Genomic DNA, 20,221 nt, shown 5'->3' on the forward strand with positions numbered 1-20,221 from the left:
AGGCCCGGGAGGGGAAATGATCAGGTGAAAAGACCGCAAATGCGTCCGGACATGCGACGACCCCCGCCGGGGGGGAGAGCGGGGGTCGTCCCCACGGCCGACTCGGGGGGGGAGGAGTCGGACCGGGTTAGCACGGTCGCGAACGATCCGTGACTTCCATGGTGTACCCGAGAGCCTTCTCAGGCAAACCCACGCGCCCAGCTTACGCCGAATGGTGGGCCCTATGCTCGGCGTCGTGGAAAACCACTCGTTGCCTCGGACAGCCGCCTTCTTTGACCTGGACAAGACGGTCATTGCGAAGTCGAGCACGCTCACCTTCAGCAAGTCCTTCTACCAAGGCGGGCTGATCAACCGCCGCGCCGTACTGCGTACCGCATATGCGCAGTTCGTCTTCCTCGCCGGCGGGGCCGATCACGAGCAGATGGAGCGGATGCGGGAGTATCTCTCGGCGCTGTGCCGTGGGTGGAATGTCCAGCAGGTGCGGGAGATCGTCGCCGAGACCCTGCATGACCTCATCGACCCGATCATCTATGACGAGGCAGCCTCCCTCATCGAGGAACACCATGCCGCCGGCCGCGATGTGGTCATTGTCAGCACCTCGGGTGCCGAGGTCGTCGAGCCGATCGGCGAGTTGCTGGGCGCGGACCGCGTGGTGGCCACCCGCATGGTCGTGGAGAACGGGGCGTTCACCGGCGAGGTGGAGTACTACGCATACGGGCCGACCAAAGCGGAGGCCATCGCCGAGCTGGCCGAGTCCGAGGGCTACGACCTCTCCCGCTGCTACGCCTATAGCGACTCGGCCACCGACCTGCCGATGCTGGAGTCCGTCGGCCATCCACACGCGGTGAACCCGGACCGCGCGCTGCGCCGCGAGGCCGCGGCCCGTGGCTGGCCGGTCCTCTCGTTCAACAAGCCGGTGCGGCTGAAGCAGCGCGTGCCCTCCCTCTCCATGCCGCCGCGTCCGGTGCTGGCCGTCGCGGCGGCGGTGGGCGCGGCCGCCGCCACCGCCGGGCTGATGTGGTACGCCAGTCGGCGTCGCGCACCATATGCCCGCGCTTGAAGCTCATCACAAAGATCTGCGATGAGAGCTTCCGCTTAGCCTGACACAGGAGTAGAAAGGAATCGAAGGCCCGCGAGACCAGGGGCATCCGGAGGATTAACCCCAGACGCACCAAGGCCCACGGACCGAGCATGAATACTGGGCACCCACGCGACGCCGACCCGTCGATTACGGGCCAGCCGCACCAGGTGACGGGCCGAAGATCCCGACCTGATGGGCGAATTCTCGTGCACGCATGGTAACCCGGTGGACGTGCCAGCGGCGGTACCGAACTCGGTGCCGCCGCAACCATGTCCGGACCCGCCCGCAGCAGCCCAACCCCGCACGGCTCGATCCGGCGCGGTCCGATCGGGCGCGACCCGAATCGATCCGATCCGGCGAAGTTTGACCCTGCGGGGACTCAGGCGGCGCCGCGCTGCAGGGCCTCACAGACCGCTGTGCTCTCACGGGCTCCCAACTCCACCGCACGCCCGCACTGCGCGATCCACGCGGCCACGCCCTCGGGCGTGCCGGAGGCATAGCCCTCCAGCGCTTCGACGTACGCCGCAGCCCCCAGCTCCGCGTGTCCGACCTCGGCCGGACAGATGGATTTCGGGTCAAGTCCGCTGCCCACCAACACGATCCGCTCCGCCGCGCGAGCCACCAGACCGTTGTGCGAGCCAAAGGGCCGCAGGGCCAGCAGTTCGCCGTGCACCACCGCGGCCATCACCAGCGCCGGGGCCCGGCTCCCCGCGACCAGCAGCCGCACCAGCCCGTCCAGCCGCCCCGTCACCTCATCGGCGCCCGGCAGCGCCAGTTCAATCAGCGGCTCCTCGACCGGCTCACCCGCCAGCCGCGGCCGCCCCACCGCGTCGGCCGCCTCCGTTCCCCCCGCCGCGACCAGATGCAGCCGGGCCAGCACCCGCAGCGGCGACTGCCGCCACACGCTCAGCAGCTGTCCGGCCTCAGCGGTCAGCCGCAGCGCCGCGCCCACCGCGCGCGGCTCGCCCTCCGATCCGAAGTCGCTGCGGCGCCGCACCTCCTCCAGCGCCCAGTCGGCCCCGGCCAGGGCGGCGGAGCCGCGCGCCCCGCGCAGGGCCGCCTCGGAGGTGACCTCATTGCTGCGGCGGCGCATCACCCGGTGGCCGTAGACCCGGTCGACGGCCTCGCGCACGGCTTCCACGGAGTCGGCGACGCCGGGGAGCGCGGCAAGGGCGGCAAGCGGGTCTGCTGTCGTACTCATGAGTACGACCCTACGCACCCACCGCCCCCACCCCTCATTGGAGTGGTCTTCTTCACCGTATCCACCATCCAGGACGATCACTCACCTACGCTAGGTGAACATGAAGATCGCTTTCGTGGGCAAGGGCGGCAGTGGCAAGACGACGCTGTCCTCGCTGTTCATCCGCCACGTCGCCGCCACCGGCGCCCCCGTCATGGCCGTCGACGCGGACATCAATCAGCACCTCGGTGCGGCCCTCGGCCTGGACGAGCCGGAGGCCGCCGCACTGCCCGCCATGGGCGCCCACCTTCCCTTGATCAAGGACTACTTGCGCGGCACCAATCCCCGTATCTTCGGCGCCGACACGATGATCAAGACGACTCCGCCGGGCGAGGGCTCACGGCTCCTGCGCATCGACGAGGACAACCCGGTGTACGAGGCCTGCGCCAGGACGGTCGGGCTCGACAGCGGGCAGGTGCGCCTGATGGTGACCGGCCCCTTCACCGAGTCCGATCTCGGCGTCGCCTGCTACCACTCCAAGGTCGGCGCGATCGAGCTGTGCCTGAACCATCTGGTCGACGGCCGCGACGAGTTCGTCATCGTCGACATGACCGCCGGCAGCGACTCCTTCGCCTCGGGCCTCTTCACCCGCTTCGACATGACGTTCCTGGTCGCCGAACCCACGCGCAAGGGGGTCGCGGTGTACCGCCAGTACAAGGAGTACGCCGCCGACTTCGACGTGGCGCTGCGCGTGGTCGGGAACAAGGTGCAGGGCCCGGAGGACCTGGCCTTCCTGCGTGCGGAGGTGGGCGAGGACCTGCTGGCCACGGTCGGCCACTCCGACTGGGTGCGGGCCATGGAAAAGGGACGCCCGCAGCGCTTCGAGGAGCTCGAGGAGGTCAACCGCCGCGCCCTGCGGACGCTGCACGAGGCGGTGGACGCGTCGTACGAGCGGCGGGACTGGCAGCGTTACACCCGCCAGATGGTGCACTTCCATCTGAAGAACGCGCAGAGCTGGGGCAACGAGAAGACGGGCGCCGACCTGGCCGCCCAGGTCGACCCCGCCTTCATGCTGGACGAATCCGTCCGGGCCGGGCGGCCGACGGCTACTTCCGCTTCCGCTTAGCCGGCAGCGCGGAGTGCGTAGAGGCCGGCTCGGCGGCGAAGAAGCCCGCCCAGCCGTCCTTCGGCCGCTTCCCGACGTCCAGTTTGCGCAGCCGCCGCAGGACTCCGGGGTCCTGCGCGTCCAGCCAGTCGGCCAGCTGTTTGAAGGAGACGCAGCGCACGCCCTTTTTCGGGCAGATCTTCTTGATGGTGTCCTCGACGGCGTTCATGTACGTTCCACCGTTCCAGGACTCGAAGTGGTTACCGATGAACAGCGGTGCCCGATTGCCCTTGTACGCCCGGTCGAAGGCGGCGAGCAGTCCCTCGCGCATCTGCCTGCCCCAGGCGGCGCGCTTGGAGGGGTCGCCCTTGGTCGTGCCGGACTGGTTGGCGAGGAAGTTGTAGTCCATCGACAGGGTTTCGAAGGAGTGGCCGGGCACGGGGATCTCCTGCAGCGGGAAGTCCCAGATTCCGTGGATCTTCTTCGGCCAGACCTGGCGGCCGCCCACGGAGCTGGCGTCGTAGCGGAACCCCATCTTCTTGCCCGCCTTGATCAGGTTCTCCTGCCCCTCCAGGCAGGGGGCGCGGCCGCCCACGAGCTCCTTGCCGTAGTCGAAGGGCAGCGGTTCGCCGCCCCGCAGATGGGTGTTGGTCTTCCAGTGTTCGACGAACGACACGGCCTGCCGGGTCTCGTCGATCCACTCACTGGGGCTCCAGGTGCCCACCCCGTCGTCCGGGCCGCAGAAGTGGCCGTTGAAGTGGGTACCGATCTCATTGCCCTCGCGCCAGGCGGCGCCGAGTTGCTCGACGGTGTCCTTGACGCCCTTGACGTCGTTGAAGCCGATGGCCGAGGAGCCGCGCGAGTGTCTCGGCGGGTCGTAGAGGTCTCGCTTCTCTGTGGGCAGCATGTAGACGCCGCTGAGGAAGTACGTCATCGTCGCGTCGTACTTCTTGCCGACCGCGCGGAAACGGGAGAAGAGCTTCTGGCCGTCCTGGCCCGCGCCGTCCCAGGAAAAGACCACGAACTGAGGTGGCTTGTCGCCCGGCTTGAGCCGTCGGGGGCTGAGCTGCCCGGGCTGCGGTCCGGTGTAGGAGGTCGATCCGTCACCGATGAGCCGGCCCTGCTTCCCGGCGCGCTTGGGGTACTTGGGCGCCGCCGGTCCGTTCCGCTGCGCCTCGCGGTCCGTCCGCGGCTGTCCCGGACTGCCTGAGCGCTGTGAGTCGTGCGAACTCCCCGTGCAGTTGGCCACCGCGGCCAGCGCGGCCATCACGGCGAACCATGCAGTGACGTTTCTTCTGGTCCTCATGCCGCCACCTCGTCTCTCTCATCGTTCCGCGCCGCGGGAGCTCGGACCGAAAGCCAAGCTCGCACGGAACGAAGAAAAGACAGAGCATGACAAGCCATTTCAAATGACTATTCACCCGTTGGGTGGAACATAGACCCTTTTCGCCCGAAAAGACTTCCTGCAGACTTTACCCGGCATTACGATTCATTTACCAACGCTTGGTGGTCAGTGCCGAGCTTGGGAGTCAGACCGCAGTACGCCGTGACCCACGGCCGTGTTCTCGGACGCGGCCGCGAAGCCCCGGAGGAGACGGGAATGTCGCAGCTCTTGAACCGGATCGGCGGGGTCTCCTGCCGACGGGACCTTTCCGCCTCGATCGTCATCTTTCTGATCGCGATCCCGCTCTCCCTCGGGATCGCCCTGGCCACAGGCGCCCCGCTGCAGGCCGGCTTGGTCTCCGCCGTCGTGGGCGGAATCGTTGCCGGGCTGCTCGGGGGCGCTCCACTCCAGGTCAGCGGTGCCGCGACCGGCCTGGTCGTGGTCACCGCCGATCTCGTGCAGCGCTACGGCTGGCGCACCACCTGCGCGATCACCGCGCTCGCCGGCGCGGCGCAACTGGCCTTCGGGGCCCTGCGGGTGGCGCGGGCCGCGCTCGCGATCAGCCCGGCCATCGTCCACGGGATGCTCGCGGGCATCGGCGTCGTCATCGCGGTCGGCCAGCTACATGTGGTGCTCGGCGACAGCCCCGACAGCTCAGTGATCGACAATATCGCCGCGCTGCCGACCGAGTTGAGACATCCGCACCCGGCCGCCCTTTTGGTGGGCGCGATCACTGTCGGAGTGCTCGCGCTGTGGCCCCGGCTGCCGGGGAAGGCCGGGCGGGTCGCGCGTGCCGTGCCGGCGGCACTCGTCGCCGTCGTGGGGGCCACCGCGGTGAGCGCGGGCATGGCGGTGCCGCGCGTCGATCTGCCGTCCTGGGAAGTCCCGGCGCTGCCCGGGCTCCCGGAGGGGCCGGTGCTCGGGCTGGTCGCCGCCGTATTGACCGTCACCCTGGTCGCGAGCATGGAATCGCTGCTGTCCGCCGTCGCCGTCGACCGGCTGCAGATCGCGAGCCCCGGCCCGCGGACGGAGGCGCCGGGCGCGGCGCCGGGGAGGCAGCCCGCCCGGCTGGACCGCGAGCTGGTCGGGCAGGGTGCGGCCAATGTGGTCTCCGGGCTGCTGGGCGGGCTGCCGATCGCGGGAGGCGCGATCCGCGGCTCGGCGAATGTCCGGGCCGGTGCCGTGACCCGCCGGTCCACCGTGCTCCACGGCGTGTGGGTGGCGCTGTGCGCGGGGCTGCTCGCCGGGGTGCTCGAGCTGATTCCGCTCGCCGCGCTCGCCGCGCTGGTCATGGTCGTCGGCGTGAAGATGGTCAGCTTCGCGCACATCAAGAACGTGCAGCGGAACCGGGAGTTCCCGGTGTATGCGGCCACACTGGGCGCGGTCGTCCTGCTGGGCGTGTTGCAGGGGGTGGTGGTCGGGGTCGCGGTCGCGGTCTTCACGGCGCTGCGCCGACTGGCCCACACCCGGATCACCGTGGCCGAGGAGGCCGGGCTGCACCGGGTGCGGGTGAGTGGGCAGCTGACGTTCCTGGCGGTGCCCCGGCTCAGCCGGGCCCTGGCGCAGTTGCCGGCCGGGGCGAGTGTGGTGGTGGAGCTGGGCGGCTGGTTCATGGACCACGCCGCGTATGACGCGCTGCAGTCCTGGGCCGAGGGGCACCGGGCGCGCGGCGGCTGGGTCAGGCTCGGCGGACGGTCGGGGCGGCCGATCGCCGAGCCGGCCAGCGCCCACGCCTGCCGACCGTGGACGCCCTGGCGCAACCACCACTGCACCCGCCCCGCCCCGACAGCCGTGCAGAACGACGGGGGGCAACTGCTCGGTGGGGTAAGCGCCTTTCAGCGGCACACCGCGCCGCTGGTGCGGGAGGAGTTGGCGCGGCTTGCGCGGGAGGGGCAGCGGCCCACTCAGCTCTTCCTGACCTGCGCCGACTCCCGGCTGGTGACCAGCATGATCACCTCCAGCGGGCCCGGCGACCTGTTCACCGTGCGCAATGTGGGCAATCTGGTGCCACCGCCCGGCTCCGGAGATGCCTGTGACTCGGTGGGCGCGGCCATCGAATACGCGGTGGAGGTGCTGAAGGTCGGCAGCATCACGGTGTGCGGGCACTCGGGGTGCGGGGCGATGCAGGCGCTGCTCGGCTCGGCGATGCCCGCCCCGTCCGGCGGGAAGACGCCTCCCGCGGCACAGCCCATGACACAGACGCCGCTCGTGCGGTGGCTGCGCCACGGCCGCCCGAGCCTGGCCCGTATGGAGCGGATCGGGCGGCTGGGGCGCGGCGAGGTGGCGCTGGGCGACAGGCCGGTGGCCGATGAGCTGGAGCGGCTGGCGTTGGTCAATGTGGTGCAGCAGCTCGACCATCTGATGGCACACGGCTGCGTGGCCCGCCGTGTGGCGGAGGGCGCCCTGGTGCTCCACGGAATGTACTTCCATGTGGGGGAGGCTCAGGCGTATGTGCTGGAGGTCGGGGGATCGGGCAGATTTTCGGCCGTGCGGCCGGACCATGGCGTGGCGGCCGCTGCCTGTGCGAGGAGCGGAGCCGCGGCGGGTGCGGGCGGCGGTTCCGGGTACGGGGGCGGGGGACTCATGTGATGACAGGTCTAAACCAATTTTTGCCGACGACCCTTGTCAGGGTGCACCACGGGCTGATGAGCTATGGGCTGGGACACAACGGTCACCCTGGGAATGGGAGATGTCGTGAGCAACGAAAGCCTGGCCAACCTTCTTCGGGAGGAGCGTCGCTTCGCTCCCCCCGCCGACCTGGCCGCCAACGCCAACGTCACCGCGGAGGCGTATGAGCGGGCGAAGGCTGACCGCCTGGGCTTCTGGGCCGAGCAGGCCCGTCGGCTGACCTGGGCCGCCGAACCGAGCGAGACGCTGGACTGGTCGAACCCTCCATTCGCGAAGTGGTTCGCCGACGGCAAGCTCAACGTGGCGTACAACTGCGTCGACCGCCATGTGGAGAACGGGCTGGGCGACCGGGTGGCCATCCACTTCGAGGGGGAGCCCGGCGACAGCCGCTCCCTCACCTACGCCGAGTTGCAGCGCGAGGTCTCCAAGGCGGCGCACGCCCTGACCGAGCTCGGGGTCCAGACCGGTGACCGGGTCGCCATCTATCTGCCGATGATCCCGGAGACCGTCGTCGCGATGCTGGCCTGTGCCCGCATCGGCGCCCCCCACTCCGTGGTCTTCGGCGGCTTCTCGGCCGACGCTCTGGCCACCCGCATCGAGGACGCCGACGCCCGCGTCGTAATCACCGCGGACGGGGGCTACCGCCGCGGCAAGCCCTCCGCGCTCAAGCCCGCCGTCGACGAGGCCCTGACCCGCCCGGGCACCGACAAGGTGCGTCATGTGCTGGTGGTCCGCCGCACCGGCCAGGAGGTGGGCTGGGCCGAGGGCCGTGACGTCTGGTGGCACGAACTCGTCGACCGCCAGCCGGACCAGCACACCCCCGAGGCGTTCGACGCCGAGCACCCGCTCTTCATCCTCTACACCTCGGGCACGACCGGTAAGCCGAAGGGCATCCTGCACACCACCGGTGGCTATCTCACCCAGGTCTCCTACACCCACCACGCCGTCTTCGACCTCAAGCCGGAGTCGGATGTGTACTGGTGCACAGCGGACGTCGGCTGGGTCACCGGCCACTCGTACATCGTCTACGGACCGCTGTCCAACGGTGCGACCGAGGTGCTCTACGAGGGCACCCCGGACACCCCGCACCAGGGCCGCTGGTGGGAGATCATCCAGAAGTACGGCGTCACGATCTTCTACACCGCCCCGACCGCGATCCGCGCCTGCATGAAGTGGGGTGACGACATCCCGGCCAAGTTCGACCTGTCCTCGCTGCGTATCCTCGGCTCGGTCGGCGAGCCGATCAACCCCGAGGCATGGGTCTGGTATCGCAAGCACATCGGCGCGGACAAGACGCCCGTGGTCGACACCTGGTGGCAGACCGAGACCGGTGGGATGATGATCAGCCCGCTGCCGGGAGTCACCGAGACCAAGCCCGGTTCGGCCCAGGTCCCGCTTCCCGGCATCTCCGCCACCGTCGTCGACGACGACGCCAATGAGGTGCCGGACGGCTCCGGCGGCTACCTCGTCCTCACCGAGCCCTGGCCGTCCATGCTCCGCACCATCTGGGGCGACGACCAGCGCTATCTGGACACCTACTGGTCGCGCTTCACGAACCGCTACTTCGCGGGCGACGGCGCCAAGAAGGACGACGACGGCGACATCTGGCTGCTGGGCCGGGTCGACGACGTCATGCTGGTCTCCGGCCACAACATCTCCACAACCGAGGTGGAGTCGGCGCTCGTCTCGCACCCCAGGGTCGCCGAGGCCGCGGTCGTCGGGGCCACCGACCCCCAGACCACCCAGGCCATCTGCGCCTTCGTCATCCTGCGCGGCGGCGCCGCTGAGGAGGACGGCCTGGTCGAGGAGTTGCGCGCGCACGTCTCCAAGCACCTCGGCCCGATCGCCAAGCCCAAGCGGGTCCTGCCGGTGGCCGAGCTGCCCAAGACCCGCTCCGGCAAGATCATGCGCCGGCTGCTGCGCGACGTCGCCGAGAACCGCGCTCTCGGCGATGTCACCACCCTCACGGACTCCTCGGTCATGGAGCTCATCCAGAGCAAGCTGCCCACCGCCGCCAGCGAGGACTGACCTGGCGAGGGCTCGGCACATACCGCAGCACGAATACGGAGGGCCCCCGCCTGGCGGGGCGCCCTCCGCGCATTCCGGTTAGGGTGGGAAGCCATCGCGTAAAGAGCGCGACAAGAACGAGCTTTCGAGGGCGCGCCGGGAAGTCTGGTCGGCACATGCCACACGTGTATCCGCACGCGTGTACACGTCGGTCCGACCCCAGGAGGCTTCCCCGTGGCCGCGCCCATCCGCCGCAAGTTCCTCGGACGTCTGTCGCTGCCCGAGCGGACCTTCGTCAGCGACGCCCTGCGCACCGAAACCGTCGGCGGCATCATCCTGCTGGTCGCCGCCATCACCGCGCTGTTCCTCGCCAACACTCCGCTCAGCGGCCTCTACCAGGACGTCAGGGACTTCACCTTCGGCCCCGGCGCGCTGCATCTGCGGCTGTCGGTCGATTCCTGGGCCTCGGACGGACTGCTCACCGTCTTCTTCTTCGTGGCCGGCATCGAGCTCAAGCGCGAGCTGATCGCCGGCGAGCTGCGCGACCCCCGGGCGGCCGCGCTCCCCGTCGTGGCCGCGATATGCGGCATGGCCATGCCCGCCCTCGTCTATGTGACAGTAAGCGCGGCCGGCGGCGGGAACGTCACGGGCTGGGCGGTGCCCACCGCCACCGACATCGCCTTCGCCCTCGCCGTGCTCGCCGTCATCGGCACCGCCCTGCCCGCCGCCCTGCGCGCGTTCCTGCTCACCCTCGCGGTGGTCGACGACCTCGGCGCGATCCTGATCATCGCGATCTTCTACACCACGCATATCAACTTCCTCGCCCTCGGCCTCTCCTTCGCCGGCCTCGCCGTGTTCTGGACGCTGCACCGCAAGGGCATCCACGGCGCATACATCTATGTCCCGCTGGCCCTCGCCATCTGGGCGCTGATGCACGCAAGCGGGGTGCACGCCACGGTCGCCGGTGTCGCCATGGGCCTGATGCTGCGCTGCACCGTGCGCGAGGGCGAGGAGCGCTCCCCCGCCGAGCGCATCGAGCACCGGATGCGCCCCCTGTCGGCCGGTCTCGCCGTCCCGCTGTTCGCCCTCTTCGCCGCCGGGGTCCCGGTCTCCGGCGGCGCCGTCGGGCAGGTCTTCTCCCGCCCCGAGACGCTCGGCGTCGTCCTCGGCCTCGTCGTGGGCAAGACCATCGGCGTCTTCGGCGGCTCCTGGCTCGCCGCCCGCTTCACCAAGGCGGAGCTGAACGAGGACCTGGCCTGGGCGGATGTGTTCGCGATCGCCTCGCTCGCCGGGATCGGCTTCACCGTCTCCCTGCTCATCGGCGAGCTGGCCTTCCCCGGCGACCCCACGCTCGCCGCTGAGGTGAAGGCGGCGGTACTCATCGGCTCGCTGCTCGCCGCGGTCCTGTCGGGCGTCCTGCTGAAGGTGCGTAACAACACCTACCGGAAGCTGTGTGAGGAAGAGGAGCGGGACGAGGACCAGGACGGCATCCCCGACATCTACGAACTGGACAGCCCGGAGTACCACCTTCGGATGGCCGCCATCTACGAGGCCAAGGCCGCCGAACACCGCCGACTTGCCGAAGTGGCTGCCGCGTCCGACTCCAGTGACGATGGTCCGGCATGATCTGAGAGGCTTGACGACCGCGGAGAAGCGCAGAAGACGTGACAGACGCATAAGACGTGGCAGACGCGTAAGACGTGCGGGACGCATAAGACGTGTGAAAGCAGAGGGAGATGGCGATGAGCGCAGCCGACGACGGCGGCAACCGCAGCCTGGGCCAACTGGTGGCCACGGCGACCACCGAACTGTCCGCGTTGGTGCACGACGAGATCGCGCTGGCCAAGGTCGAATTCCGGGACAGTGCCCGGCGCACCCTGTTCGGCAGCGGCGCGGCCATCGTGGCCGGGGTGCTGATCCTGTTCTCGCTTCCGGTGCTGAGCTTCGCCCTCGCCTACGGTCTGCGCGCCTGGACCGGCCTCGGCCTCGCCTGGTGCTTTCTGATCGTGGGTGGCATCTACTGGCTGATCGCCGCGATCCTCGGCGGTCTCGCGCTCGCCAAGTTCAAGAAGGTCAAGGCGCCGAAGAAGTCCATGGCCTCGGCCAAGGAGACGGCTGCCGTACTGGGGAGCGTCAAGCCACACCCGCGCGCCGCGTCCAATGGCGGCCGCCCGGCACGGGATGTGACACGCTCGACCGCATGACGGCCCCTGACACCTCCGCCTCGGTCGTACGGCTCGACGGACCCTGGACCCACCGGGACGTCGCGGCCAACGGCGCGCGCTTCCATATCGCCGAGCTGGGTGACGGCCCGCTGGTCCTGCTGCTGCACGGCTTCCCGCAGTTCTGGTGGGCCTGGCGGCACCAGCTGACCGCCCTGGCCGAGGCCGGCTTCCGGGCGGTGGCCATGGACCTGCGCGGGGTGGGCGGCAGCGACCGTACGCCCCGGGGCTACGACCCGGCCAACCTCGCCCTCGACATCACCGGGGTGGTCCGCTCGCTCGGCGAGCCCGACGCCGCGCTCGTCGGCCATGACCTGGGCGGATATCTCGCCTGGACGGCCGCGGTGATGCGGCCGAAGCTGGTCCGGCGGCTCGCGGTGACCTCGATGCCGCATCCGCGGCGCTGGCGCTCGGCCATGCTCAGGGACGTCAAGCAGAGCGCGGCGAGCTCTTACGTATGGGGCTTCCAGCGGCCCTGGCTGCCCGAGCGGCAGCTGACCGCGGACGATGCGGCGCTGGTGGGACGGCTGATCCGGGACTGGTCGGGGCCGCGGCTGCCCGAGGACCAGGCCGTGGAGGTCTACCGGCGGGCGATGTCCATCCCGTCGACGGCACACTGCTCGATCGAGCCGTACCGCTGGATGGTGCGGTCGCTGGCGCGGCCGGACGGTTTCCAGTTCAACCGGCGGATGCGGCGGCCGGTGCGGGTGCCCACGCTGCATCTGCACGGGTCACTTGACCCGGTGATGCGCACCCGCAGCGCGGCGGGGTCCGGCGAGTACGTGGAGGCGCCCTACCGCTGGCGGCTCTTCGACGGCCTCGGGCACTTCCCGCACGAGGAGGATCCGGTCGCCTTCTCCACCGAGCTGATCAACTGGCTCAAGGACCCCGAGCCCGACCGCTGAGGCCATATGCCGCCTGTACGTCGTCGACTCGCTGTCGGCACGCTGGGCGAACACCTGTTTCTCGAACAGCCACTTGCCTGGAGCATAGGCCAATTGCCGCAGCCAGGGGCGATTACGGACCATGGGCCCCGGGCAGAGACCCAGGTATGGGCTGGACGCACGACTACCGTGACGCACCAAGCGACCGCGGCTCCGAAGCCGCGCTTGCTGCCAATGCCGCGCTGAGCGTTTCCGAGCGGGGCGGTCCCGGGCCTTCCGCAGGCCATGACCCCGATATGGGGATCCCGCGTATCATCCGCCGCAGGGCCCGCTGGGTCTCGGCTCGGCTGCGCCATCCGCGCGGCCGTCAGTAGCGGCCGCTCACACAGGAGTGACCACTTACACCGTGGATCGCGAAGACTGCGCAGACCGTGCAGACCGCGTAGTGCGCCGTAGACCGTAGTACGCCGTCAGGTGCCGGGGTACGCCACGGCGTGCCGTACACGTGCTGTGGCCGCGCGGCTGCTCCCGGCCACAGGCGAATAGGTCGGCGGCGGTCGGTCGGCAGTCGGCGCTGCTGGGCTCAGGCAGCTTTTACAGCGCGCATCCCCGGGTGTCGACCGGGGCCTGGGCCGTGCGGCCCTGCTCGACGTCTTCGCGCACCTCGTCCGCGGTCAACGCGTATCCGGTGTCCGCGTTGTCGAGGGACTTGGCGAAGACCACGCCGTACACCCGCCCCTGCGGGGTGAGCAGCGGGCCGCCGGAGTTGCCCTGCCGCACTGTCGCGAAGAGTGAGTAGACGTCGCGGCGCACGGCGCCGTCGTGGTAGATGTCCGGGCCTTCGGCCTCGATACGGTCGCGGACGCGGGCCGCGCGCACGTCAAAGGCCCCGTTCTCGGGGAAGCCGGCGACGATCGCGCCATCGCCGCTGCGCGCGTCGCCCTCGGCGAACTTCAGCGCGGGCGCGTTCAACGAAGGCACGTCCAGGACGGCGACATCCCGCTTCCAGTCGTAGAGCACGACCCTCGCCTCGTAGAGCCGGCCCTCGCCGCCTATCTGCACGGTCGGATGGTCGACCCCGCCGACGACGTGGGCGTTGGTCATCACCCGGTGCCGCGCGAAGACGAAGCCGGAGCCTTCCAGGACCTTGCCGCAGCTGGGAGCCGTGCCGACGACCTTCACGATGCTCTGCTTGGCGCTGGTGGCCACCGGGCTCGCGGCGAGCGCCGGGTCCGGCGCCGGCACGGAGGTGATGGGCTCGTTCGAGAAGGGCGAGAAGACCTGCGGGAAGCCGTTCTGCGCGAGCACCGAGCGGAAGTCGGAGAACCAGGTGGTCGCCTCGTCCGGGACCACCTGGGAGACCCCGAGCAGCACCTTGGAGTCCCGGACCTCCTTGCCCAGGGTGGGCAGCGAGGAACCGGCCAGGTAGTAGCCGATCAGCCAGGCGACCAGCAGCATCGCCACGACGTTGACCAGCGCGCCGCCGGTCGCGTCCAGGGCGCGAGCCGGTGACCAGGTGATGTGACGGCGCAGCTTGTTGCCCAGGTGGGTGGTGGCGGCCTGGCCGACCGAGGCGAACACGATCACCAGCACGACCGCCATGACCGCGCCGAAGGTGCCCGGGGACGCCCGATCGGTGGTGCCGTCCCAGATCACCGGCAGCAGGTAGACCGCGGCGAGGCCACCGCCGATGAAGCCGATAACCGACAGGATGCCGACGACGAAGCCCTGGCGGTAACCGACGATCGCGAACCATACGGCGGCGAGCAGCAGCAGGATGTCCAGCACATTCACCGAGACACCGTCTCATGCACGCCAGTCGAGCGGGACGCGGTTGTCACGGTTCCAAGGTCTTTCCCAGCCCGCGAAGTGCAAGATCCGGTCAATCACTCCGGCCGTGAATCCCCAGACCAATGCCCCTTCGACAAGGAACGAGGGGCCGGTGTGACCGCTCGGGTGGACGGTGGTCGCCCGATGCGCCGGATCCGTGAGATCCGCCACGGGCACGGTGAAGACCCGGGCCGTCTCGGCGGGGTCGACGGGCCGGATCGGGCTGGGTTCGCGCCACCAGCCGAGCACCGGGGTCACCACGAAGCCGCTCACCGGGATGTAGAGCCGCGGCAGCACCGCGAAGACCTGCACCCCGGCCGGGTCCAGGCCCGTCTCCTCCTCGGCCTCGCGCAACGCCGCGCGCACCGGGCCGGCCCCCTCCGGATCGCCGTCCTCCGGGTCGAGCGCGCCCCCGGGGAAGGAGGGCTGACCCGCGTGCGAGCGCAGCGAACCCGAACGCTCCATAAGCAGCAGCTCGGGCCCGCGGTCGCCCTCCCCGAACAGCACCAGCACGGCGGAGGGACGGCCGCCGCCCCGCGCGGGCGGCAGAAACCGGCTCAGCTGCCGGGCCTCCACCGTCCCCGCGGCACGGGCGACGGGCATCAGCCAGTCGGGCAGCCCATCACTGGTCACACCGGCCACGCCGCCGTATGTGCTCGTCACTCGGCGGCCTCCACGGGAGCGGCGGCCCCCAAGGAGTCGGCGGCCCCCAGCGGGGCGGCGGGCCGGCCCGGATAGTCGGCCGGCGGCCGCAGGCGCTGCCCCGGCTGTCCGCCCAGCTCGTACTTCAGGAGCTTCTTCGCCTTGTCCGGATCCGTCTCCCCCTCCCCGTACGCCGGGCACAGCGGGGCGATCGGGCAGGCGCCGCAGGCGGGCTTGCGCGCATGGCAGACGCGGCGGCCGTGGAAGATGATCCGGTGCGAGAGCATCGTCCACTCACTCTTCGGGAAGAGCGCGGCGATCTCCGCCTCGACCTTCTCCGGGTCCTCCTGGCCGGTCCACTTCCAGCGCCGCACCAGCCGCCCGAAGTGGGTGTCCACGGTCAGCCCCGGCACCCCGAAGGCGTTCCCGAGGACCACATTGGCCGTCTTGCGCCCGACGCCCGGCAGCGTCACCAGGTCCTCAAGGCGGCCCGGCACCTCGCCGCCGAAGCGGTCCCGCAGCGCGGCGGACAGCCCCAGCAGGGACTTCGCCTTGGCCCGGAAGAAGCCCGTCGGCCGGATCAGCTGCTCCAGCGCCTCGGGGGCGGCGGCCGCCATGTCCTCGGGCGTCGGATAGGCGGCGAACAGGGCGGGGGTGGTCTGGTTGACCCGCAGGTCGGTGGTCTGGGCGGACAGGACCGTGGCGACCAGCAGCTGAAAGGGGTTTCCGAAGTCCAGCTCGGGGTGCGCGTACGGATACACCTCGGCCAGCTCGCGGTTGATCCGGCGGGCCCGGCGGACGAGCGCGAGCCGGGATTCGGGGCGGGCGGCGGCCTTGCGCGGTCTGTCGGCGCCGGGGGTCTTCCGTGACCCGGCCGTGCCGGTGGCTTCGGCGGCGTCGGCAGCCTTTGACCGCTTAATTGTTTTGTGCGGATTTGCCGTTTTCGTCGGCTCGGCCGACCCTTGTTCGCCCACAGCGGAATTACGAGGTGCGCTCACCCGTCCGGCCCCCTTGCCCCGTGCTTTCACCGGCCTATTGGACACCCGGCCAGCCTAAGCCCCGGCACTGGCATACGCTCCGACCACCGGAACGAGCCGCTCAATGGGACCCCTGCCGTACAGTGCCGCAGGCAGGTGCGTCAAACTTGTGATTGATCGCACTGTTTTACCGTCCGGCATCATGGGGACGACGGTCCCCTGTGCATGTCGACAAGGAGAGACTCGTGGACGACGTTCTGCGGCGCGCCCCGCTCTTCGCGGCGCTCGATGACGAGCAGGCCGCTGAGCTGCGCGCCTCCATGGGAGAGGTCACCCTCGCGCGCGGTGACGCCCTCTTCCACGAAGGGGACCCCGGCGACCGCCTGTATGTGGTCACCGAGGGCAAGGTGAAGCTCCACCGCACCTCTCCCGACGGCCGCGAGAACATGCTGGCCGTGCTCGGACCCGGCGAGCTGATCGGTGAGCTGTCGCTCTTCGACCCCGGCCCGCGTACCGCCACCGCCACCGCCCTCACCGAGGTCAAGCTGCTCGGCCTCGGCCACGGCGACCTGCAGCCGTGGCTGAACGCCCGACCCGAGGTCGCCACGGCGCTGCTGCGCGCGGTCGCCCGGCGCCTGCGCAAGACCAACGACCAGATGTCCGACCTGGTCTTCTCAGACGTTCCCGGGCGTGTCGCCCGCGCCCTGCTCGACCTCTCGCGCCGCTTCGGCGTGCAGTCGGAGGAGGGCATCCACGTCGTCCACGACCTCACGCAGGAGGAGCTGGCCCAGCTGGTCGGCGCCTCTCGCGAGACGGTCAACAAGGCGCTCGCCGACTTCGCGGGCCGCGGCTGGCTGCGGCTGGAGGCGCGCGCGGTGATCCTGCTGGACGTCGAGCGGCTCGCCAAGCGGTCCCGCTGACACACACGCGCGCGTATTCCGCTGACGCGTACGAGGAGGGCCCTCGCCGGCCGCAATCGCGTGGCCCGGCGAGGGCCCTCCTCATGCAGCACCCCTAGATCCGCGCGCCCCTGTCCCGCCCGGCCTCAGATCAGCCCGTGCTCGCCCAGATAGTCCAGCTGGGCACGGACCGACAGCTCCGCCGCCGGCCACAGCGACCGATCCACATCCGCGTACACATGCGCCACGACCTCCGCGGGCGTGCGGTAGCCGCTCTCCACGGCCGTCTCCACCTGCGCCAGCCGGTTGGCCCGGTGGGCGAGGTAGTACTCCACCGCACCGCGCGCGTCGTTCAGCACCGGGCCGTGCCCCGGCAGCACGGTGCTCACCCCGTCGTCCACCGCCAGCGAGCGCAGCCGCCGCAGCGAGTCCAGATAGTCGCCGAGCCGCCCGTCCGGGTGCGCCACCATTGTCGTGCCGCGCCCCAGCACCGTGTCGCCGGTCAGGACCGCGGCGTCGGCCGGGAGGTGGAAGGACAGCGAGTCGGCCGTGTGGCCGGGCGTGGGCACCACCCGCAGCTCCAGCCCGCCGGTGGTTATGACATCGCCCGCCCCCAGCCCCTCCTCTCCCAGCCGCAGCGCCGGGTCCAGGGCCCGTACGCGCGTACGCGTCAGCTCGGCGAAGCGCGCCGCGCCCTCCGAGTGGTCCGGGTGGCCGTGGGTGAGCAGCGTCAGAGCGACCCGCTTGCCCGCCCGCTCCGCCGTGGCCAGGACCTCCTTGAGGTGGGCGTCGTCGAGGGGGCCCGGATCGATGACGACGGCCAGATCGGAGTCCGGCTCGGAGACGATCCAGGTGTTGGTGCCGTCGAGCGTCATCGGGGAGGGGTTCGGCGCGAGGACGCACACCGCCCGGTCGGTGGCCGGGCCGCCGACGTCGCCGCCTCGCGGCTGGCCGGGCAAGGATGCCGCGTACGTCATCAGGTCGCTCCCCCCGTAGGGCCCGTGGGAATGTGCTTGGTGAACTCGTCATGGCCCGGCCAGCTCAGAACGACCCGGCCCTCCTCCAGCCGCGCCCGCGCCAGTACGGGCGTGAGGTCCCTGCCCGGGGCCGACGCCAGCACGTCCGCGACCGCGCCGTACGGCTCCAGCTCGCGCAGGGTCGCGATGGTCGGCGGCATCATCAGCAGCTCGCCCCGGTCGTACCCCGCGGCCGCCTCGGCGGGCCGGATCCAGACCGTGTGGTCCGCCTCGGTCGAGGCGTTACGGGTGCGCTGGCCGTGCGGCAGCGCGGCCACGAAGAACCAGGTGTCGTAGCGGCGGGGCTCGAACTCCGGGGTGATCCAGCGGGCCCAGCACCCGAGCAGGTCCGAGCGGAGCACAAGCCCGCGGCGGTCCAGGAAGTCGGCGAAGGACAGCTCCCTGGTAACCAGGGCGGCGCGGTCCGCCTCCCACTCCCTGCCTGTCGTGTCCGCGACGACCGTATGCGGGGTCGGGCCGGCGAGCAGCACACCCGCCTCCTCGAAGGTCTCCCGGACCGCCGCGCACACGATGGCCTGGGCCACCGTCCCCTCGTCCTCCGTCAGACCCAGCCGCCGCGCCCACTCCCGGCGCGAGGGCCCGGCCCAGGCCACCCCGCGCTCGTCGCGTGGGTCCACCCCGCCGCCCGGATACGCGTAGGCCCCGCCGGCGAAGGCCATGGAGGTCCGTCTGCGCAGCATGTGCACGGCGGGGCCCTCGGCCCCGTCGCGCAGCAGCAGCACGGTGGCCGCCCGGCGCGGGGTCACCGGGGTGAGCTCGCCGGTCACCAGCTGCCGGATGCGTTCGGACCACTCGGGTGGATACCACTGACCATTCGTAGTGGACATGGCCGGATGCTATGCGCTGGCGCGCGGATGTTCGAGGGGTCTGGGGCGGCGCGCCGCCTCAGGACGTGGTGAAACGGAACGCCTGGTTCGCCGCGCCGGTGCAGGTGTTCTGGATCGCCTCGGCGCCCTCCGTACGAGGCGGCAGGATCCCGACGCACAGCCCGCTGTGGACCGGGCGCAGCCGGAATCCACCGTGGGACGGCTCCAGCCGGAATTTCATGTTGCCGGCGTTTGAGCAGTTGCCCGGGGCGAGCAGGGCGCCCGACTCCATCGCGCTACCGTCGACGGCCAGGCAGCCGAGGCCCCTGCCCTCACCGGGGTGGTACCACTGGATGCGGTAGACGCCGTCGCCGACCGCGTCCAGGGACACGCGGGGCAGCGGGACGTCGGCGCACGGCATCTGAGCGGCGATCTCAGCCCTCCCGGTCTTGCGTTCCTGGCCCTCGGTGAGGCAAAGGCCGGGGGCCGAGACGGGATGGATCCGTATCGGGCCCGCGGCGGGCAGTCGGGGCTCGGGGGCGGTGCTCGTGGCCGTGGGCTCGGGCTTCGACGGGGAGGCGTCGCGGGTCGGGGTCGCGGTCGGGGTGTCGTCGTCGGCGATGGGCTCCTTGGTGTCCGGCGTCTCCGAGGTGTCCGAGGTATCCGGGGTTTCCGAGGTATCCGAAGGCGCGTCGGCGTCCTTGGACGACCCGCCGCCGGACGAGCCGGAGCGGGCCCCGGGCCGGGCGTCGGGGCCCGAGCCGTCGGAACCGGAGAACGGCCAGTAGGCCAGCAGCAGCACCCCCACTGCGGCGGACAGCCCGACCGCGAGCGTGGGCAGATACCGTCTTTTCCACACCGAGCCGGATGTGGGCTCCCCGGGTGCCGAGCCGGGCCCCTCGCCGGAGGCGATCACCTCGGTCACCCCGGTCACCTCGGCCGGACGGCTGATCTCGTGGCTCCGCTCGTCCGGGTCGGGCGGCGTGGGGCCGCCGGGCCGGGTCTCGGCGGCGGAGGCGGGTATGGGCACGGGCACATGCCCGGCTGTGGCGTCGGGTTCCGGCGCGGCCTCTGAGGCGGCTACGGAGGCGTCGGCGCCGTCGGAGGCGGTCCCGGAGGAGGCAGCGGTCCCGGAGGTCGGCGCGACGGGCTCGGTCGGGGTCGAAGCGGCCGCTGGGGCGGCTATGGACAGCCGCCGACGGGCCGCCAGCCATGCGTCCACGGTCTCCTCGTCCCCGCCGCAGGCCCGTACGAACGCGGCGAGAAGCTGCTCCCTGGGCAGGTCGTCCCGGCTGAGCGCCCCAGAGATGGTGGCGCGTGGCAGCACATCCCCGGCGGCCTCCGCGTTCCGCTCCAGCTGGCGGTAGCTCAGATCGGCCCAGCTGCGCAGCTGTCGCATCGCGACGACGAACTCGGTCGCAGTATGTGCCGCCTTCGGGTCAGGCCCCGTCTCCATGACCGCTCCTATGCGTTCGGGCTGTCCAAGCAGCCTAATGCGCACGCGAGTTGGCCAGGGCATGTCTACGGACGACATGTTCA

17 protein-coding genes are annotated in these 20,221 nt (G+C 70.8%); 9 read left to right on the forward strand and 8 right to left on the reverse strand.

The window, feature by feature from the left end; translation table 11 throughout:
- The first annotated feature begins 223 nt into the window (after nt 1-223).
- On the forward strand, nt 224-1,060 hold the full coding sequence (locus PV419_RS22470; protein ID WP_319691740.1) for an HAD family hydrolase: 837 nt from the start codon (nt 224-226) through the stop codon (nt 1,058-1,060).
- A gap of 400 nt (nt 1,061-1,460) precedes the next feature.
- On the opposite strand, the gene PV419_RS22475 is transcribed toward PV419_RS22470, so the two are convergent.
- Nucleotides 1,461-2,282 (reverse strand): oxidoreductase, encoded by an 822-nt coding sequence (locus PV419_RS22475; RefSeq protein WP_319691578.1) that lies wholly within the window; start codon nt 2,280-2,282, stop codon nt 1,461-1,463.
- A 100-nt stretch (nt 2,283-2,382) separates the two neighbouring features.
- On the opposite strand from PV419_RS22475, the gene PV419_RS22480 reads away from it, so the two are divergent.
- Nucleotides 2,383-3,387 (forward strand): ATP-binding protein, encoded by a 1,005-nt coding sequence (locus tag PV419_RS22480; RefSeq protein ID WP_319691579.1) that lies wholly within the window; start codon nt 2,383-2,385, stop codon nt 3,385-3,387.
- On the opposite strand, the gene PV419_RS22485 is transcribed toward PV419_RS22480, so the two are convergent.
- Entirely contained in the window at nt 3,368-4,672 is a 1,305-nt protein-coding gene (locus PV419_RS22485) for a hypothetical protein (protein ID WP_319691580.1), read from the reverse strand. The genes PV419_RS22480 and PV419_RS22485 overlap by 20 nt on opposite strands.
- Nucleotides 4,673-4,966: 294 nt before the next feature.
- Here PV419_RS22485 and PV419_RS22490 point away from each other — a divergent pair, with 294 nt between their 5' ends.
- The 6 genes from PV419_RS22490 to PV419_RS22515 all read left to right on the forward strand — a co-directional run bounded on the left by PV419_RS22490 (nt 4,967) and on the right by PV419_RS22515 (nt 12,865).
- A complete protein-coding gene (locus PV419_RS22490) occupies nt 4,967-7,339 on the forward strand; it encodes a SulP family inorganic anion transporter (protein ID WP_319691582.1) in 2,373 nt (790 codons plus the stop codon).
- 105 nt (nt 7,340-7,444) lie between these two features.
- Entirely contained in the window at nt 7,445-9,406 is a 1,962-nt protein-coding gene (gene acs, locus PV419_RS22495; protein ID WP_319691583.1) for an acetate--CoA ligase, read from the forward strand.
- 213 nt (nt 9,407-9,619) lie between these two features.
- Complete coding sequence (gene nhaA / locus PV419_RS22500) at nt 9,620-11,011, forward strand: Na+/H+ antiporter NhaA (RefSeq protein WP_319691584.1); 1,392 nt, start codon at nt 9,620-9,622, stop codon at nt 11,009-11,011.
- Between the two features lie 116 nt (nt 11,012-11,127).
- Nucleotides 11,128-11,589: a phage holin family protein gene (locus tag PV419_RS22505; RefSeq protein ID WP_319691586.1), complete on the forward strand. Its 462-nt coding sequence runs from the start codon at nt 11,128-11,130 to the stop codon at nt 11,587-11,589.
- Nucleotides 11,586-12,512: an alpha/beta hydrolase gene (locus tag PV419_RS22510; protein ID WP_319691588.1), complete on the forward strand. Its 927-nt coding sequence runs from the start codon at nt 11,586-11,588 to the stop codon at nt 12,510-12,512. Before PV419_RS22505 ends, PV419_RS22510 begins: the two co-directional genes overlap by 4 nt.
- A 146-nt stretch (nt 12,513-12,658) precedes the next feature.
- Nucleotides 12,659-12,865, forward strand: coding sequence for a hypothetical protein (locus tag PV419_RS22515; protein ID WP_319691590.1), 207 nt, complete (start codon nt 12,659-12,661; stop codon nt 12,863-12,865).
- Nucleotides 12,866-13,085: 220 nt separating this feature from the next.
- On the opposite strand, the gene PV419_RS22520 is transcribed toward PV419_RS22515, so the two are convergent.
- Genes PV419_RS22520 through nth form a run of 3 tightly spaced genes read right to left on the reverse strand, consistent with a single transcriptional unit; the run spans nt 13,086 to nt 15,937 of the window.
- On the reverse strand, nt 13,086-14,285 hold the full coding sequence (locus PV419_RS22520; protein WP_319691591.1) for a MarP family serine protease: 1,200 nt from the start codon (nt 14,283-14,285) through the stop codon (nt 13,086-13,088).
- A 12-nt stretch (nt 14,286-14,297) separates the two neighbouring features.
- A complete protein-coding gene (locus tag PV419_RS22525) occupies nt 14,298-14,924 on the reverse strand; it encodes a CoA pyrophosphatase (protein WP_319691741.1) in 627 nt (208 codons plus the stop codon).
- A gap of 56 nt (nt 14,925-14,980) precedes the next feature.
- Nucleotides 14,981-15,937, reverse strand: coding sequence for an endonuclease III (gene nth, locus PV419_RS22530; RefSeq protein WP_319691592.1), 957 nt, complete (start codon nt 15,935-15,937; stop codon nt 14,981-14,983).
- Between the two features lie 248 nt (nt 15,938-16,185).
- On the opposite strand from nth, the gene PV419_RS22535 reads away from it, so the two are divergent.
- Entirely contained in the window at nt 16,186-16,860 is a 675-nt protein-coding gene (locus tag PV419_RS22535; protein ID WP_003981529.1) for a Crp/Fnr family transcriptional regulator, read from the forward strand.
- A gap of 125 nt (nt 16,861-16,985) precedes the next feature.
- Here PV419_RS22535 and PV419_RS22540 read toward each other — a convergent pair whose 3' ends face one another.
- From PV419_RS22540 to PV419_RS22550, 3 genes are read right to left on the reverse strand one after another with little or no spacing between them, the layout of a single operon-like run.
- Nucleotides 16,986-17,816 (reverse strand): MBL fold metallo-hydrolase, encoded by an 831-nt coding sequence (locus PV419_RS22540; protein WP_319691593.1) that lies wholly within the window; start codon nt 17,814-17,816, stop codon nt 16,986-16,988.
- On the reverse strand, nt 17,816-18,703 hold the full coding sequence (locus PV419_RS22545; protein ID WP_319691595.1) for an NUDIX hydrolase: 888 nt from the start codon (nt 18,701-18,703) through the stop codon (nt 17,816-17,818). The genes PV419_RS22540 and PV419_RS22545 overlap by 1 nt, the downstream gene beginning before the upstream one ends.
- A gap of 58 nt (nt 18,704-18,761) precedes the next feature.
- Nucleotides 18,762-20,138, reverse strand: a complete 1,377-nt coding sequence (locus tag PV419_RS22550) for a hypothetical protein (protein ID WP_319691597.1) — start codon at nt 20,136-20,138, stop codon at nt 18,762-18,764.
- Between the last annotated feature and the right edge of the window lie 83 nt (nt 20,139-20,221).

This window comes from Streptomyces sp. ME19-01-6 (genome assembly GCF_033793745.1).
Classification (GTDB): domain Bacteria; phylum Actinomycetota; class Actinomycetes; order Streptomycetales; family Streptomycetaceae; genus Streptomyces.

What these genes read in the sequence shown, in the direction of transcription:
- PV419_RS22470 (WP_319691740.1), top strand. Translation starts at nt 224, where the DNA reads ATGCTCGGCGTCGTGGAAAACCACTCGTTGCCTCGGACAGCCGCCTTC.
- PV419_RS22475 (WP_319691578.1), bottom strand. Translation starts at nt 2,282, where the DNA reads ATGAGTACGACAGCAGACCCGCTTGCCGCCCTTGCCGCGCTCCCCGGC.
- PV419_RS22480 (WP_319691579.1), top strand. Translation starts at nt 2,383, where the DNA reads ATGAAGATCGCTTTCGTGGGCAAGGGCGGCAGTGGCAAGACGACGCTG.
- PV419_RS22485 (WP_319691580.1), bottom strand. Translation starts at nt 4,672, where the DNA reads ATGAGGACCAGAAGAAACGTCACTGCATGGTTCGCCGTGATGGCCGCG.
- PV419_RS22490 (WP_319691582.1), top strand. Translation starts at nt 4,967, where the DNA reads ATGTCGCAGCTCTTGAACCGGATCGGCGGGGTCTCCTGCCGACGGGAC.
- PV419_RS22505 (WP_319691586.1), top strand. Translation starts at nt 11,128, where the DNA reads ATGAGCGCAGCCGACGACGGCGGCAACCGCAGCCTGGGCCAACTGGTG.
- PV419_RS22510 (WP_319691588.1), top strand. Translation starts at nt 11,586, where the DNA reads ATGACGGCCCCTGACACCTCCGCCTCGGTCGTACGGCTCGACGGACCC.
- PV419_RS22515 (WP_319691590.1), top strand. Translation starts at nt 12,659, where the DNA reads ATGGGCTGGACGCACGACTACCGTGACGCACCAAGCGACCGCGGCTCC.
- PV419_RS22525 (WP_319691741.1), bottom strand. Translation starts at nt 14,924, where the DNA reads ATGCCCGTCGCCCGTGCCGCGGGGACGGTGGAGGCCCGGCAGCTGAGC.
- PV419_RS22540 (WP_319691593.1), bottom strand. Translation starts at nt 17,816, where the DNA reads ATGACGTACGCGGCATCCTTGCCCGGCCAGCCGCGAGGCGGCGACGTC.
- PV419_RS22545 (WP_319691595.1), bottom strand. Translation starts at nt 18,703, where the DNA reads ATGTCCACTACGAATGGTCAGTGGTATCCACCCGAGTGGTCCGAACGC.
- PV419_RS22550 (WP_319691597.1), bottom strand. Translation starts at nt 20,138, where the DNA reads ATGGAGACGGGGCCTGACCCGAAGGCGGCACATACTGCGACCGAGTTC.